This is a genomic window from Buttiauxella gaviniae ATCC 51604, from assembly GCF_001654835.1.
Lineage (GTDB): Bacteria > Pseudomonadota > Gammaproteobacteria > Enterobacterales > Enterobacteriaceae > Buttiauxella > Buttiauxella gaviniae.
Map to the genome: position 1 here is coordinate 180,538 of NZ_LXEP01000004.1, position 15,108 is coordinate 195,645.

Annotated in this window: 19 protein-coding genes; 15 read left to right on the forward strand and 4 right to left on the reverse strand. The window is 49.2% G+C overall.

What is annotated here, in order from left to right; genetic code table 11:
• Positions 1-22 precede the first annotated feature (22 nt).
• Positions 23-535 (forward strand): LbetaH domain-containing protein, encoded by a 513-nt coding sequence (locus M977_RS02975; protein ID WP_064512052.1) that lies wholly within the window; start codon positions 23-25, stop codon positions 533-535.
• A 509-nt stretch (positions 536-1,044) separates the two neighbouring features.
• Here the strand turns inward: M977_RS02975 and fliE are convergent.
• Complete coding sequence (fliE, locus tag M977_RS02980) at positions 1,045-1,356, reverse strand: flagellar hook-basal body complex protein FliE (protein ID WP_064512053.1); 312 nt, start codon at positions 1,354-1,356, stop codon at positions 1,045-1,047.
• Positions 1,357-1,573: 217 nt separating this feature from the next.
• Between fliE and fliF the strand changes: the two genes are divergently transcribed.
• Genes fliF through fliI form a run of 4 tightly spaced genes read left to right on the forward strand, consistent with a single transcriptional unit; the run spans position 1,574 to position 6,300 of the window.
• A complete protein-coding gene (fliF, locus tag M977_RS02985) occupies positions 1,574-3,259 on the forward strand; it encodes a flagellar basal-body MS-ring/collar protein FliF (protein WP_064512054.1) in 1,686 nt (561 codons plus the stop codon).
• On the forward strand, positions 3,256-4,248 hold the full coding sequence (fliG, locus tag M977_RS02990; protein ID WP_064512055.1) for a flagellar motor switch protein FliG: 993 nt from the start codon (positions 3,256-3,258) through the stop codon (positions 4,246-4,248). The genes fliF and fliG overlap by 4 nt, the downstream gene beginning before the upstream one ends.
• On the forward strand, positions 4,241-4,942 hold the full coding sequence (gene fliH, locus M977_RS02995; RefSeq protein ID WP_064512056.1) for a flagellar assembly protein FliH: 702 nt from the start codon (positions 4,241-4,243) through the stop codon (positions 4,940-4,942). Before fliG ends, fliH begins: the two co-directional genes overlap by 8 nt.
• Complete coding sequence (gene fliI, locus M977_RS03000; protein ID WP_064512057.1) at positions 4,942-6,300, forward strand: flagellar protein export ATPase FliI; 1,359 nt, start codon at positions 4,942-4,944, stop codon at positions 6,298-6,300. Before fliH ends, fliI begins: the two co-directional genes overlap by 1 nt.
• A gap of 179 nt (positions 6,301-6,479) precedes the next feature.
• Here fliI and M977_RS03005 read toward each other — a convergent pair whose 3' ends face one another.
• From M977_RS03005 to M977_RS25470, 3 genes are read right to left on the reverse strand one after another with little or no spacing between them, the layout of a single operon-like run.
• Entirely contained in the window at positions 6,480-6,668 is a 189-nt protein-coding gene (locus M977_RS03005) for a DUF2645 family protein (protein WP_064512058.1), read from the reverse strand.
• Between the two features lies 1 nt (position 6,669).
• Complete coding sequence (locus M977_RS25465) at positions 6,670-7,386, reverse strand: hypothetical protein (protein WP_064512059.1); 717 nt, start codon at positions 7,384-7,386, stop codon at positions 6,670-6,672.
• Between the two features lies 1 nt (position 7,387).
• The gene (locus M977_RS25470; RefSeq protein WP_064512060.1) at positions 7,388-7,867 is read right to left on the reverse strand and encodes an Hcp family type VI secretion system effector; all 480 of its coding nucleotides are present in this window, start codon (positions 7,865-7,867) and stop codon (positions 7,388-7,390) included.
• 246 nt (positions 7,868-8,113) lie between these two features.
• On the opposite strand from M977_RS25470, the gene fliJ reads away from it, so the two are divergent.
• The 10 genes from fliJ (at position 8,114) to rcsA (ending at position 15,059) form a co-directional block, all read left to right on the forward strand.
• Positions 8,114-8,557, forward strand: a complete 444-nt coding sequence (gene fliJ, locus M977_RS03020) for a flagellar export protein FliJ (protein WP_064512061.1) — start codon at positions 8,114-8,116, stop codon at positions 8,555-8,557.
• Positions 8,554-9,768 (forward strand): flagellar hook-length control protein FliK, encoded by a 1,215-nt coding sequence (locus tag M977_RS03025; protein ID WP_245163477.1) that lies wholly within the window; start codon positions 8,554-8,556, stop codon positions 9,766-9,768. The genes fliJ and M977_RS03025 overlap by 4 nt, the downstream gene beginning before the upstream one ends.
• A 249-nt stretch (positions 9,769-10,017) precedes the next feature.
• Positions 10,018-10,485 (forward strand): flagellar basal body-associated protein FliL, encoded by a 468-nt coding sequence (gene fliL / locus M977_RS03030; RefSeq protein WP_064512062.1) that lies wholly within the window; start codon positions 10,018-10,020, stop codon positions 10,483-10,485.
• Positions 10,486-10,489: 4 nt separating this feature from the next.
• Positions 10,490-11,494, forward strand: a complete 1,005-nt coding sequence (gene fliM / locus M977_RS03035) for a flagellar motor switch protein FliM (protein WP_034458217.1) — start codon at positions 10,490-10,492, stop codon at positions 11,492-11,494.
• Positions 11,491-11,904: a flagellar motor switch protein FliN gene (gene fliN / locus M977_RS03040; RefSeq protein WP_064512063.1), complete on the forward strand. Its 414-nt coding sequence runs from the start codon at positions 11,491-11,493 to the stop codon at positions 11,902-11,904. The genes fliM and fliN overlap by 4 nt, the downstream gene beginning before the upstream one ends.
• 4 nt (positions 11,905-11,908) lie before the next feature.
• Entirely contained in the window at positions 11,909-12,301 is a 393-nt protein-coding gene (gene fliO, locus M977_RS03045; RefSeq protein WP_064512064.1) for a flagellar biosynthetic protein FliO, read from the forward strand.
• Complete coding sequence (gene fliP / locus M977_RS03050) at positions 12,301-13,038, forward strand: flagellar type III secretion system pore protein FliP (RefSeq protein ID WP_064512065.1); 738 nt, start codon at positions 12,301-12,303, stop codon at positions 13,036-13,038. Before fliO ends, fliP begins: the two co-directional genes overlap by 1 nt.
• Before the next feature lie 11 nt (positions 13,039-13,049).
• Positions 13,050-13,319, forward strand: a complete 270-nt coding sequence (gene fliQ, locus M977_RS03055) for a flagellar biosynthesis protein FliQ (RefSeq protein WP_034458225.1) — start codon at positions 13,050-13,052, stop codon at positions 13,317-13,319.
• A complete protein-coding gene (gene fliR / locus M977_RS03060; protein WP_064512066.1) occupies positions 13,316-14,101 on the forward strand; it encodes a flagellar biosynthetic protein FliR in 786 nt (261 codons plus the stop codon). The genes fliQ and fliR overlap by 4 nt, the downstream gene beginning before the upstream one ends.
• A 334-nt stretch (positions 14,102-14,435) precedes the next feature.
• Positions 14,436-15,059: a transcriptional regulator RcsA gene (rcsA, locus tag M977_RS03065; protein ID WP_064512067.1), complete on the forward strand. Its 624-nt coding sequence runs from the start codon at positions 14,436-14,438 to the stop codon at positions 15,057-15,059.
• Positions 15,060-15,108: the final 49 nt, after the last annotated feature.

Here is a 15,108-nt window from a genome sequence, read left to right on the forward strand (position 1 = left end):
AAATCTTAAAAGGAATATCGCCATGCGTGATTTCTTTTCCACATTAAAACATGACTTAAAAATCAACACAGCCAAATCTAAGCTCATTATTTTAATTTTTAGAATGGCCACTATTCATGCCAAAACAAAGGCTCTTTACCCGATTTCGCTGATGTTTGTGATACTCAACCGAGTTATTAATGAAGGCCTGTTTGGGGTAGAGCTGTCTTACCATTTGAAAATTGGCAAGGGCTTTAAGATATGGCACGGTAACTCAATGATTATCAATAGGAGTTGTGTGATTGGAGAAGGGTTTACTATCAGGCAATTCTGCACGCTTGGCAGCAATAAAAATGGTGTCGACATCAAATTTAAAGTAGGAAACAACGTCAATATGGGCGCCCATTCCTGCATCATTGGCGATGATATAGAAATTGGCGACAACGTGACAATTGGCGTAGGTACGCTGGTTTTAAAAAGCGTTCCGTCTAATAGCACGGTCATTTCCAGCAATAAAATGGTTATTATCGAAAAGCCCGAAACGTTAGCCATTTAATTAACTAGCGCAATACCCAGCATCGGAAAACATGTTTTAAGAGGCTCATATTCCACAACTTTAGGCGGACTCAAATTCCCCTTCTCGGTCAGTATCTGACCACGGCACGCTCTCTGACAGTAGAAGCGTTTGATGGATAGCAGGCTAAATAGGAAAAGGCCGACGATTGTCAGCCTTTAGAATCATTTTAATAATCTTGCTTACTTCTGAACTTCTATACATTTTCCAGCAGATGGGGCCTGGACAGTACCGTAACTTCTATCAGGAATTCCCTTCATCACCTCTTTTAAGGTGAGTTCGCACACTTCCATGCCAGGCATGGGGGTCACGTTCCATGAAACATTACTCGTATAACCTGACGCCAGAAGCATAAAATAATAAACAGTTGCCACAATACCCCCCTATAAACTGTCGCGGATTATGTAAATGGAACCAGGAAGCAGCAAGCCATTTATTACATTTTAGTAACTTTTGGAATAAATGACAAAAAAATAATATAGATCAAGCAACTAAACTTGCATGTTCATCACTTCCTGGTAGGCCGACACAATCTTGTTACGCACCTGAATCCCCATTTGTAACGAAACTGACGATTTTTGCAGATCGACCATCACATCATTTAGCGCAACACCGGGGGTTCCCAGGGCAAATTTTTCAGCCTGGGTACGCGCAGCGGTTTGTGTTTCGCTGATGCGACCAAGTGCTGCCTGCAACTCACCGGCAAAACTCACTTTAGGTTCGTTATTCTGAACCGGATTCCCCGCCGACAGCGCGGTTGCCTGCAACTGCTGAAGAACGCCTTCAATGCCCTGAATTGCCATTTCCCTGTCCCAATGATTTTTAACGCGGCAAGATTAACACCTTGTCAATAGGACAAAGGCGGTAATTAGCGTCAATAAATAGAGCTAATTCAGCCATCGAAAGTTTTGAGAAAGAAAATAATGACGGTGCCATCTATGTGGAACTTTTGTTGTGGGAGCTCGTTTTGTTCACTCTTTATAGTAAAAATGATGTCTATGTTCAGCTGCGAGGTGCTCAATGACCGCAGCGGACCAGGCACAAACGTCACAAAACAAACCCCAGGAGTGGCTGACCCGCGTTCGCGCGAATCCTAAAATCCCACTGATGGTCGCAGGTGCGGCGGCGATCGCCGTTATTATCGCGCTGGTACTGTGGGCCAAAACACCTGATTACAAAGTGCTATACAGCAATCTGGCCGATCAGGACGGCGGCGCCATCGTCACGCAACTGACCCAAATGAATGTGCCTTACCGCTTCTCCGATAACGGTAGTGTCATTGAAGTTCCAGCCGATAAAGTCTACGACCTGCGTCTGCGCCTCGCCCAACAAGGGTTGCCGAAAGGTGGCGCAGTCGGCTTTGAGCTGCTGGACCAGGAAAAATTTGGTATTAGCCAATTTAGCGAGCAAGTGAACTACCAGCGTGCACTGGAAGGTGAACTGGCGCGAACAATCGAAACACTCGGCCCGGTAAAAAATGCGCGTGTGCATCTCGCCATGCCAAAACCGTCTCTCTTTGTTCGCGAGCAAAAATCCCCTTCTGCTTCCGTAACGCTCAGCCTCGAACCTGGCCGCGCTTTAGATGAAGGGCAAATCAGCGCCGTTGTCCATATGGTTTCCAGCGCTGTTGCAGGGCTGCCACCAGGTAATGTAACGCTTGTTGATCAAGGCGGGCATCTGCTCACGCAGTCCAATACCGCAGGCCGCGATTTAAACGATGCTCAGCTGAAATATGCGATGGATGTTGAAAGCCGCTTCCAGCGTCGTATCGAATCAATCCTTGCACCTATCGTGGGTAGCGGGAATGTCCATGCTCAGGTCACCGCCCAGATAGATTTCGCCAATAAAGAAAAAACTGAAGAGCAGTATCGCCCGAATAGCGATCCTTCTCAGGCCGCCGTGCGTTCACGCCAGCTAAACCAAAGTGAGCAGGTTAATGGCCGTAACCCAGGTGGTGTTCCGGGTGCTCTTTCAAACCAACCGGCTCCGCCGAACAATGCCCCTATTGCCAACGCACCACAAAACAATGCGGCAAATGCACCTCAACAAAATCAAACGACGTCGATGGGTGGGTCTACCCCAACCGGCTCAAGCAATACTCAGCGCGATGAAACAACCAACTACGAAGTTGACCGCACTATTTTGCATACCAAGCTGAACGTCGGTGATATTCAACGCCTGTCTGTCGCAGTCGTCGTGAATTACCGCCAGCTGACCGATGGCAAACCGCTGCCGTTGACCGCCGAGCAGATGAAGCAAATTGAGAACCTGACGCGTGAAGCGATGGGCTATTCCGATACACGTGGCGATACGCTCAATGTTGTGAACTCACCATTTAGTGCAACAGAAGAAACCAGCCTTGAGCTGCCGTTCTGGAAGCAACAAGCCTTCTTCGAAATGTTGATGTCCGCAGGCCGTTGGTTGGTGGTGCTGATTGTTGCCTGGCTGCTTTGGCGCAAACTGGTGCGCCCACTTATTCAACGTAAGGTTGAGGTGCAACAAACGCAGGTGGCAGCACAACGCCAGCGTGCGGAAGAGGAAGATGCAGTTTCAGTTCGTCTGACGAAAGACGAACAGCAGCAGCAACGCAAAGTGAATCAAAAACTGAGCGCTGAAGTGATGAGCCAGCGTATTCGCGAGATGTCTGATAACGATCCGCGCGTCGTTGCGCTGGTGATACGCCAATGGATGAGTAACGAACTATGAGTATTAGCGGAACAGAGAAAAGCGCAATTCTGTTGATGACCATTGGCGAAGACCGTGCGGCAGAGGTGTTCAAGCACCTTAGTCCACGTGAAGTCCAGCATCTTAGTGCGGCCATGGCCAGCATTCGCCAGATTTCCAACAAACAGCTGACCGAGGTGTTGGCTGAATTTGAACAAGAAGCCGAGCAATATGCGGCGCTGTCGATTAACGCCAACGACTACCTGCGCTCTGTGTTGATCAAAGCATTGGGTGAAGAGCGTGCTTCCAGCCTGCTGGAAGATATTCTGGAAACCCGCGAAACCACCTCGGGTATGGAAACGCTCAACTTTATGGAACCACAGAGTGCCGCCGACCTTATTCGCGACGAGCACCCGCAGATCATCGCCACGATTTTGGTTCATCTCAAACGCGCTCAGGCGGCCGATATTCTGGCTCTGTTCGACGAACGTCTACGCCACGATGTGATGCTGCGTATCGCCACCTTCGGCGGCGTGCAGCCTGCGGCCCTGGCAGAGTTGACCGAAGTGCTTAACAACTTGCTCGATGGCCAGAACCTCAAACGCAGCAAAATGGGCGGCGTGAGAACGGCAGCAGAAATTATCAACCTGATGAAAACGCAGCAGGAAGAAGCGGTTATCTCCGCTGTTCGCGACTTCGACGGCGAACTGGCACAGAAAATTATCGACGAAATGTTCCTGTTCGAAAACCTGGTCGAAGTGGACGATCGCAGTATCCAGCGCCTGTTGCAGGAAGTGGAATCCGAATCGCTGCTTATCGCCCTCAAAGGTGCCGAGCAACCGCTGCGCGAGAAATTCCTGCGCAACATGTCGCAGCGTGCAGCAGATATTCTGCGCGATGACCTCTCCAACCGTGGCCCGGTGCGCCTGTCGCAAGTGGAAAACGAACAGAAAGCCATTCTGCTTATTGTTCGTCGCCTGGCAGAAACCGGCGAGATGGTAATTGGCACCAGCGAGGATACTTATGTCTAACTCGCTGCCATGGAAAATCTGGACACCAGACGACCTGGCCCCACCATCACAGACCTTCGAGCCGATGTTCCAGTCGGAATCGGATGGCGATGAGCCTGACCAGGCTCAGGAAAGCGTACCTGATTTACAGCAACAACTTGCTCAAATGCAGATGCAGGCTCATGAGCAAGGCCATCAACTGGGCTATGCCGAAGGGCAAAAAATTGGCGTGGAAGAGGGTCGTAAAACAGGTTTTCAGCAAGGATTTGAACAAGGTCTTGCTGAGGCTAAGCAGCAACAGGCGCCGGTACATGCGCGAATGCAGCAACTGGTGAGCGAGTTCCAGTACACGCTTGACGCACTCGACAGCGTAATCGCTTCACGTTTGATGCAGATGGCGCTGGAAGCGGCTCGCCAGGTTATCGGCGAAACCAAAGGCATTGATAACAATGCGCTGATTAAGCAGATTCAGTCGCTTTTGCAGCAAGAACCATTATTCAGCGGCAAACCACAGTTGCGTGTTCACCCGGATGATTTGCAACGTGTTGAAGAGATGTTGGGCGCAACCCTCAGCCTGCATGGCTGGCGCTTGCGTGGGGACCCAAGTCTGCATCAGGGCGGGTGCAAAGTCTCCGCCGATGAAGGTGACCTCGACGCTAGCGTTGCAACGCGCTGGCAAGAACTCTGCCGCCTTGCAGCGCCAGGAGTGTTGTGATGACTGCGCGTCTGACTCGCTGGCTCAATTCGCTCGATACTTTTGAGGCGAAAATGTCTCAACTGCCGACCGTGCGTCGTTATGGTCGTTTGACTCGCGCAACCGGTCTGGTACTGGAAGCCACTGGTCTGCAATTACCGCTTGGTGCAACCTGCATTATCGAACAACATTCCCGCGATATTGAATGTGAAGTGGTCGGTTTTAACGGACAAAGACTCTTCCTGATGCCGCTTGAGGAAGTCGAAGGCATTTTGCCGGGCGCGCGTGTTTATGCCCGCGCCACCAGCGACGGCGGTTTACACAGCGGCAAACAGTTACCCCTCGGTCCGGCATTACTGGGCCGCGTGCTCGACGGCAGCGGGCGTCCTCTCGACAGCCTTCCCGCGCCAGAAACCACTACCATGGGTGCGCTGGGTGCGGCACCGTTTAACCCGTTGCAACGAACCCCCATCGAACACGTTCTGGATGTCGGCGTACGTCCGATTAACGCCCTGCTGACGGTCGGGCGCGGGCAGCGTATGGGCCTGTTCGCCGGTTCCGGCGTCGGGAAAAGCGTGTTGTTGGGCATGATGGCACGTTATACCCAGGCCGATGTCATCGTGGTGGGTTTGATTGGCGAGCGTGGCCGCGAAGTTAAAGATTTTATCGAGAACATTCTTGGCCCTGAGGGCCGTGCTCGCTCGGTAGTCATTGCCGCGCCAGCGGATGTTTCTCCGTTATTGCGTATGCAGGGTGCCGCTTACGCCACGCGCATCGCCGAAGATTTCCGCGACCGTGGCCAGCATGTGTTGCTGATTATGGACTCCCTAACCCGTTATGCGATGGCGCAACGTGAAATTGCTCTGGCGATTGGCGAGCCGCCTGCAACCAAAGGTTACCCACCGTCGGTGTTTGCCAAGCTGCCTGCGCTGGTTGAACGTGCGGGTAACGGTATTTCTGGCGGCGGTTCGATTACCGCGTTTTATACCGTTTTGACCGAGGGTGACGATCAACAAGATCCGATTGCCGATTCCGCTCGCGCCATTCTTGACGGCCACATTGTGTTATCGCGCCGTCTGGCCGAAGGCGGTCACTACCCGGCAATCGACATTGAAGCGTCAATCAGCCGCGCCATGACGTCATTAATTACCGAGAAGCATTACGCACGCGTACGCCATTTCAAACAGCTGTTATCCAGTTTCCAGCGCAACCGCGATTTAGTCAGCGTCGGGGCTTATGCCAAAGGCAGCGACCCGCAGCTTGATAAAGCGATTGTGCTATGGCCGCAACTGGAAGCGTTTTTGCAGCAAGGGATTTTCGAGCGCAGCGGTTGGGAAGAGGCTTGCCAGTCACTGGAAATTATTTTCCCGGGTGTTTGATGGTAAAGGGTGGTGTAACGGATTCCACCCTTATCATGTTTACTAACACCAATAGTAACGGCCAAAGAATAACCATCAACCATATATCAGCGTCACTGATAGCATCGTTATTGTGAAATACAGCCTGCAATATTCTTGATAATATATATTTTTTATTAACCTTATCACCAGTGGTACGATTAATAAAAAAACGATATTACAGCCTGCATTATTCTTACATCAAAAGCCTGACGTGGAATACCACAAATCCCCTCACCTTCATTCAGCATCCACTCATATTTATTAGCTGAACAAATAGAAAGAACTATGTAAGCTATAAAAAAATACATAATTGAAGTGATGAGTTCGCAAGCAATATATTTTTTCATGCTATATCCCTAATAATTTTCTTATCTGAGGTTTAATCTCCAATAATCGCATGCCATATGAAATTAAATCATATTCATCTGTTTCTCTAGCTACTTTATTAGCAATAATTTTTCTGAATTCATCCAGTTTTCTTTCAGTACCTCTATTGTATCTGACACCTGCCATAATATATTGTTCATCAGTCAAATACAGGCTCGCGCAGCCCGGAAAATCATAAAGTATTAAATTTCTCAAATACGTTGCTGCCAGTCTAAGATTAAAGTCATCTTCCAATAGACAATTAGATAACTCCAACTGATCTCTCGTGGTTAGCATTTCAGGATCAATCCCAAGCATTCGTGCAGCAACATCGATTTGCATCGCTACAGAGCCGAATGAGGTTTTCCCTTGAAATGTGGGATAAATCTTTGAATTCAACATCCTGCGACTCTCATAAACATGTATTTTAATCGACTCAGGTTTACCTCCTGCTTCAATCCATGCGACCCCACCCAGTAATTCTGGAGGAATGCCTATATTGTTCGCATTATTAATGATTTTAGTTTTATTGAAGACTACATAAGCATCTTTGTAAGCATACAAATAATCCCAACCAACTTGTAATTTTGCAATTTTTGTTGATAGATACCACAAAAGAAAATCCACCTCATCCCATTTTTTAAATTTTATCCTTGTAATATCACAAAATTCATTACTGGCTACAACATTCTCTTTCATCTTAATAAGCCCTTTCATCCCAAATACTGTAACCCGAAGTTCCCGCAGAATGATGTTTCCAGGTAATATCTCGATAGAGTACAGAGATCATCTCTTCAGGTTGCCTGTCCGAATGATCAATAGAATGGGGGTAAACAATAGATATTTTACTCAGTGTGGCTCTCCTCGCTTCAACGGTATAGAAAAGCTCTTGTGTGCCAAAACGTGAAGTCCGATACATGTCAAAAATAAGCTCTAATCGTTCATCAGAATCAAGTGCCATCGCTAATAATGGGGAAGATTTATCTATTGGTTTAAAAAAGTTAATTGCATGGTGATTGACTTTTTGCTCTCTGGTTATTAAATGATCAAGTTGTAATACCAGTATCTGGTCCCTATGGTTTGCCTGGTATTTATTCCCTAATGAATCATACGTTCCACATCCGGCAGAGATGTCCCCTTGGGACAAACCGGTAATTTTTACGTATATATTGTTCGCCATTTCATTCACCTAATGAATATCAATAAATTCAATTAGATACGAATAATCATCATACACCAGTTCAATTTTCCTCATAACTCATTGCCGCCGAAAGTTCCGATACTGCACATTCGTCCGCTCCTCATGCCTAATCACTAAAGCGACAATTAGCCCTATAAAACCGACCTATTTCACCCATCGAAAACCCGTCCCGCCCTCACAATAGAGGAGCTAGCGATTACGCATCAGTCGCGCAAGGAGAAAACGATGAACCAAAGCACAGCACTCGATACGCTTCATGATCTCGCCGAAAAAGAGGTCGAAGATGCGGCAGTACGCTTAGGGGAAATGCGCCGCGGCTGCCAGCAGGCAGAAGAACAGCTCAACATGCTGATTAACTATCAGTTTGAGTACAGCTCCAGTCTCAATGACAGCATGAGTCAGGGGATCGCCAGTAACCGTTGGCAGAATTATCAGCAATTTATACAAACGCTTGAGAAAGCTATCGATCAGCATCGCCAACAGTTGATGCAGTGGAACGGAAAGGTCACTCAGGCGCTGAATGTATGGCAAGAGAAGCAGAAGAGATTGCAGGCCTGGAGCACATTACAGCAGCGCAAAGCAGCGCAAGTCCTGTTGGCTGAGAACAAGCTTGATCAAAAACTGATGGATGAATACGCCCAGCGGGCAACACTGAGGAAAGCAGAATGATTATGCAGCCCCTGATGATCACTTCTCCAGATGTCGCCACTTCGACAACGGCTTCTGTCGGCGTTACGGCAGGCGATAAAGGTTTCAGCGAAGATTTCCTGAGTCTGCTCGGCAAAGCCCTGCCTGGCGAACTTTCACTGGCAGACGGTAAAACCGTGTCGCTCGAAGCCGCACTCAATAAAGTCACCGGTAAAGGCGCTCCAGCCGCCGATGAAAAAACCACGCTCGCCTCGCTGTTAGATAACCTCGACACGCCTGAAGCATTATCGACCCTGCTCGCCAATGTTAAGAAAAGCGGCGTGGAAGAAAAAACAGCGCAAGTCGATGCGCAGCGGGAACAAACGCAGTCTTTGAGCACTGCCGATATGCAGGCGTTGAGCGCCCTGTTTGCCATGCTTCCACAGCAAACACCCACCGCGAGCACCCTTAATGTTCAGCCTGAAGTGGATAGTGATGCCTCCGTCAGCCTGAATACGTTACTCGGCGCGGGTGACCTAAAAAAAACCTTAACGAATGATGCCCGCACGCCAGCAACCGTGGCCGATAAAGCGGTGGCGCTGGATAACCCGGTGAGCGCGAAAACCGCGCCGTCTGGCAATGAGCCGCTGGTTGATGCGAAAACATTCACCTTGAATAACGCAGAAAACAGCAGTCGCGACGCCGCAGCGAATAACACCAGCCCGGCCTCGACACTCGCAACGCCTGCGTTTAGCACAGCAACTATAGCCACACCTGCCAGCACACAAATCGCAGTCCCGGTCGCACCACAAATTAGCGCCCAACTCGGTAGCCAGGAGTGGCAGCAGGCGGTGAGTCAGCACATCACATTATTTACCCGTCAGGGCCAGCAAAGTGCCGAACTACGTCTGCATCCTGAAGACTTAGGCCAGATTCAAATCAGCATGAAGCTTGATGACAACCAGGCACAATTGCAGATGGTTTCAGCCCACAGCCACGTTCGCGCAGCACTTGAAGCGACTTTACCAAACCTGCGTATTGCGCTGGCAGAAAGTGGTATTCAGCTTGGGCAGAGCAGTATCAGTAGCGAAAGTTCTGCCGGGCAGCAGCAACAGCAATCAGGCCAACAGCAGCAACAAGCATCACGATCGGGCGGTACTTTCCCATCAATGGGTGATGCTGATTCGCTGGCAGTTCCTGCCAGCGTACAACGTTTAGCGTCGGGTAATAACGCGGTGGATATTTTCGCCTGAGCCACGTTCCCTAAGCTAAACGTCAGAGGTAACAACAAATATCACCTGTTTTCGGGCCTTTGAACGCCCGCCGACACGCGATAATTAACCGATACCCAAGCTACTTCAAGGTGCAGGTAGGCGGCAATCGAATGAATCCCGATGAGCTTACTTGTGTAAGTGATTCGGGTGAATGAGAGCAGCCAACACCCCTGCAACTTGAAGGGCGATGGGTATATATGCAGTACCGATACAGGAAAGATTCATTTTATGACTGACAACGCTTTGCCAAAAAGCCGCAAGCGCTCCATCTGGATGCCATTACTGGTCCTGATTACACTTGCCGCGTGTGCTACCGCTGGTTACAGCTACTGGCGTATGCAGCAGCAACCTGCTGCCGCACAGGCGAAGGCACCAGAGCCACCACCAGCACCGGTATTTTTCGCACTGGACACCTTCACCGTTAACCTCGGTGATGCTGACCGCGTCTTGTATATCGGTGTCACATTGCGCCTGAAAGATGAAGCCACGCGTCAACGTCTGAGTGAATTCCTGCCAGAAGTACGTAGTCGTCTACTGCTGCTGTTTTCCCGCCAGGACAGTGCAGCCCTTGCGACCGATGAAGGTAAACAGAAACTGGTTGAAGCGATAAAGAATACGCTGGCACCGCCTCTGGTCGCCGGACAACCTCAACAGGCAGTCAGCGATGTGCTGTATACCGCCTTTATTTTGCGGTAATCCCATGGGCGACAGCATTCTTTCTCAGGCCGAAATTGACGCACTGTTAAATGGCGACAGTGACAACTCCGACGAACCCAAGACCAGTGTCGTTAATGAAACCGACATTCGTCCTTATGACCCCAATACCCAACGTCGTGTGGTGCGCGAGCGCTTACAGGCTCTGGAAATTATTAACGAGCGTTTTGCTCGTCAATTCCGTATGGGGTTATTTAACCTGTTACGTCGCAGCCCGGACATTACCGTCGGGGCTATCCGCATTCAGCCGTACCACGAGTTTGCCCGTAACTTGCCCGTGCCTACCAACCTCAACTTGATGCATCTGAAACCGCTGCGCGGCACAGGTTTGTTCGTATTCTCCCCAAGCCTTGTGTTTATCGCCGTGGACAACCTGTTTGGTGGTGACGGACGTTTCCCAACTAAAGTTGAAGGCCGGGAGTTTACCCATACCGAGCAGCGCGTGATTAACCGCATGTTGAAACTGGCGCTGGAATCTTATAGCGACGCGTGGAAAGCCATTTATCCACTGGAAGTGGAGTATGTGCGTTCCGAAATGCAGGTGAAATTTACCAACATTACGACGTCGCCAAACGACATCGTGGTGAATACGCCATTCCATGTGGAAATCGGCAACCTGACCGGCGAGTTTAATATCTGCCTGCCGTTTAGCATGATTGAGCCTTTGCGCGAGCTGCTGGTGAATCCGCCGCTGGAAAACTCCCGTCAGGAAGACCAAAGCTGGCGCGATACCCTGGTACGTCAGGTTCAGCATTCTGAGCTTGAGCTAATTGCCAATTTCGCTGACATCCCGCTGCGCCTGTCGCAAATTTTAAAATTGAAACCTGGTGACGTGTTGCCGATTGATAAACCGGACAGGATTCTGGCGCACGTTGATGGTGTTCCGGTGCTGACCAGTCAGTACGGCACGCTTAACGGCCAGTACGCTTTGCGCGTCGAACATTTGATCAACCCGATACTGAATTCGCTGAACGAGGAACAGCCCAAATGAGTGATATTAATCAACCGTCCGACGACAATGCCGGCTCCGTGGACGATCTGTGGGCTGATGCGTTAAACGAACAGAAAGTTACGACCAACAAAAGCACCGCAGACAGCGTATTCCGTGCGCTTGAAGGCAATGACATAGCGGGCGCGATGCAAGACATCGACCTGATTATGGACATCCCCGTCAAACTGACTGTGGAGCTGGGCCGTACCCGTATGACTATCAAAGAGCTGCTGCGTTTGTCGCAAGGTTCAGTGGTAGCGCTGGATGGCTTAGCAGGTGAACCGCTGGATATTTTGATCAACGGTTATCTGATTGCTCAGGGCGAAGTCGTGGTAGTGGCTGACAAATACGGTGTTCGTATCACCGACATTATCACGCCATCTGAGCGTATGCGTCGTTTGAGCCGCTAACACCATGAAAACCCAGGCAACTGTTCAGTCACAACCCACTGCCAGCACCGGCTCTCCGTTGGTGCAAGTGAGCGGCGCGTTAACGGCGATTATCATTTTTATTTTACTCGCGGCCTGGGTGGCAAAACGTTTTGGCTTTACGCCGAAAACTGGCTCCAGCAAAGAGATGAAAGTCAGCGCCAGTTGTAGCGTTGGCCCGCGTGAACGTGTGGTGATTGTCGACGTGCAAGATGCGCGTCTGGTGCTCGGCGTGACTGCCGGGCAAATCACTCATTTGCATACGCTCCCCGCCGCGATAGTGAGCGAAACTGTGTCTCCAGCAGCACCTGCTGATTTCCGCGAATTGATGAAAAACAGTCTGATGAAAAATCTGCTTAAACGTAACGGGAAAGATTGATGAAACGTTGGCTTCCTTTCTCGTTGCTTGGCCTGTTGATAGTCATGCCAGCCGCTTTTGCACAACTACCCGGCCTTATCAGCCAGCCGATGTCCAACGGCGGCCAAAGTTGGTCGTTGCCGGTTCAGACGCTGGTATTTATTACTTCGCTGACATTTTTGCCGGCGATTCTACTAATGATGACAAGCTTCACACGCATCATCATTGTTTTTGGCCTGCTGCGTAGCGCATTGGGCACACCGTCTGCACCACCCAACCAGGTATTGTTGGGACTTGCGCTGTTTCTGACCTTTTTCATTATGGCCCCGGTATTCGACAAAATTTATACCGACGCTTACCAGCCATTTAGTGAAAACAAAATCCAGATGGACGAAGCCCTCGAGCGAGGTTCGAAGCCGCTGCGTGAGTTTATGTTGCGTCAAACCCGTGAAGCGGATCTGGCACTGTTTGCACGCCTGGCAGATACACCGCCGCTGGAAGGGCCTGAAGTGGTTCCGATGCGCATATTGTTGCCGGCATACGTGACCAGCGAGCTGAAAACCGCATTCCAGATTGGCTTTACAGTCTTCATTCCGTTTTTGATTATCGACCTGGTTATCGCAAGCGTACTGATGGCGCTGGGGATGATGATGGTGCCACCGGCAACTATCGCCCTGCCCTTTAAATTAATGCTGTTTGTGTTGGTGGATGGCTGGCAGTTGTTGGTCGGCTCACTTGCGCAAAGTTTCTATAGTTAGAGGGGGGAAAGATGACTCCTGAGTCGGTCATGATGATGGGCACCGAAGCCATGAAAGTGGCTTTGGCGCTCGCAGCCCCGTTATTGATGGTGGCACTGGTGACAGGTCTGGTGATCAGTATGCTTCAGGCCGCGACCCAGATAAACGAAATGACCCTATCGTTTATCCCGAAAATTCTTGCGGTGTTCGTCACTATTATCGTTGCAGGGCCGTGGATGCTTAATCTGCTGCTGGATTATATGCGCACGCTGCTAACGAACATCCCGATGAACATTGGATGATTCACATTGATAGCGGGCAGTGGCTCACGTTATTAAGTATGGGGTTCTGGCCATTTATTCGTATTCTGGCCCTGATTTCAACTGCACCAATACTCAGTGAACGCGCGATTTCAAAGAAGGTAAAAATTGGCCTAGCGTTGATGATTACCTGGATAGTGGCACCGACCCTTCCGGCAACTGAGGTCACTATTTTCTCGGCGGCCGGGTTCTGGCTCGCAGCACAACAAATTCTGATTGGCATTGCGCTTGGCTTCACCATGCAGTTTGCCTTTGCCGCCATTCGTACTGCAGGTGAGATAATCGGCCTGCAGATGGGGCTCTCATTCGCTACCTTCTTCGACCCTGGTAGCCGCCTGAATATGCCAGTCCTTGCCCGTTTTATGGACATGCTGGCCATGTTACTTTTTTTGGTGTTTAACGGCCATTTATGGCTGATATCGATGCTGGTCGACACTTTTCACACCCTGCCAATCGGTGGCAATCCGATTAACAGTAACGCGTTTATGGCGCTGACTCGAGCAGGCGGCATGATCTTCCTCAATGGCTTAATGCTGGCCCTCCCACTCATCACTTTGTTGCTCACGCTAAACATTGCCCTTGGTCTGCTAAACCGTATGTCACCACAACTGTCTGTGTTTGTTATCGGTTTTCCGCTGACACTTGCTGTGGGCATGTTGGTGATGACGGCATTAATTCCCTTAATGGCTCCTTTCGCCGAACACTTATTTAGTGAAGTATTTAATTTACTCTCAGATATTGTGAGTGAAATTCCCGCGAATTAATCCCCAGGTTTTGTGGAGTCTTACTGAGGATATTCCTAAAAGCTTTCTTGAATAACATCCACCAGGATATAACTGGCGCGGCTTATATGCTTTTAGCTATCTCACATAATGTAACATTCACTTTACTTTGAGAGCATTCTTAACAAATTATACATAACTTTACTAGATAGTTGTAACCGAAATAATTCGAGCTGAATCTCGGCTGCAAGAAAATAAGTCCCGATGAGCTTACATCAGTAAGTGATTCTGGCGAGTCAGTGCGGTCAACAAAGATGCAGTTTGAAATATGCAGGTTAGTACGCCTAAAAATACTTAATTACGGGTGGGGGGTGTTATGTCAACGATCATTATGGACTTATGCAGTTATACCCGGTTGGGGTTAACAGGTTATTTAACCAGCCGTGGCATCCGAAAACGACAGATGACCAACGTGGAGACGATTGAGGATTTAGCGTTCGCTTGTGAGTCCCAGACACCCAATGTGGTGTTTATTAATGAGGACTGTTTTATCCATGACGCTCAAAGTAGCGAGCGAATTAAGCAGATCATTAATCAGCATCCCAGTACTTTATTCCTGGTCTTTATGGCAATTGCTAATATTCATTTCGATGAATATCTTTTGGTGCGTAGTAATCTGTTGATCAGTTCTAAATCTATAAAGCCAGAGTCACTGGACGAAATACTTTCAGAATACTTAGCAAAAAATGCGCACTGCATCGGACATATTAATTTACCCACGTTATCATTAAGCCGAACTGAGTCCAGCATGCTTAAAATGTGGATGTCTGGACAAGGCACAATTCAAATATCCGACCAGATGAATATCAAAGCAAAAACGGTTTCGTCGCACAAAGGGAATATAAAACGCAAGATAAAGACACATAATAAACAAGTAATTTATCATGTGGTGCGCCTTACCGATAATGTCACCAACGGTATCTTCGTAAATTTGCGTTAAGCCGACCAGGATGGTTTTAGGGTGGATTAGCGCAAGCGATATCCACCGC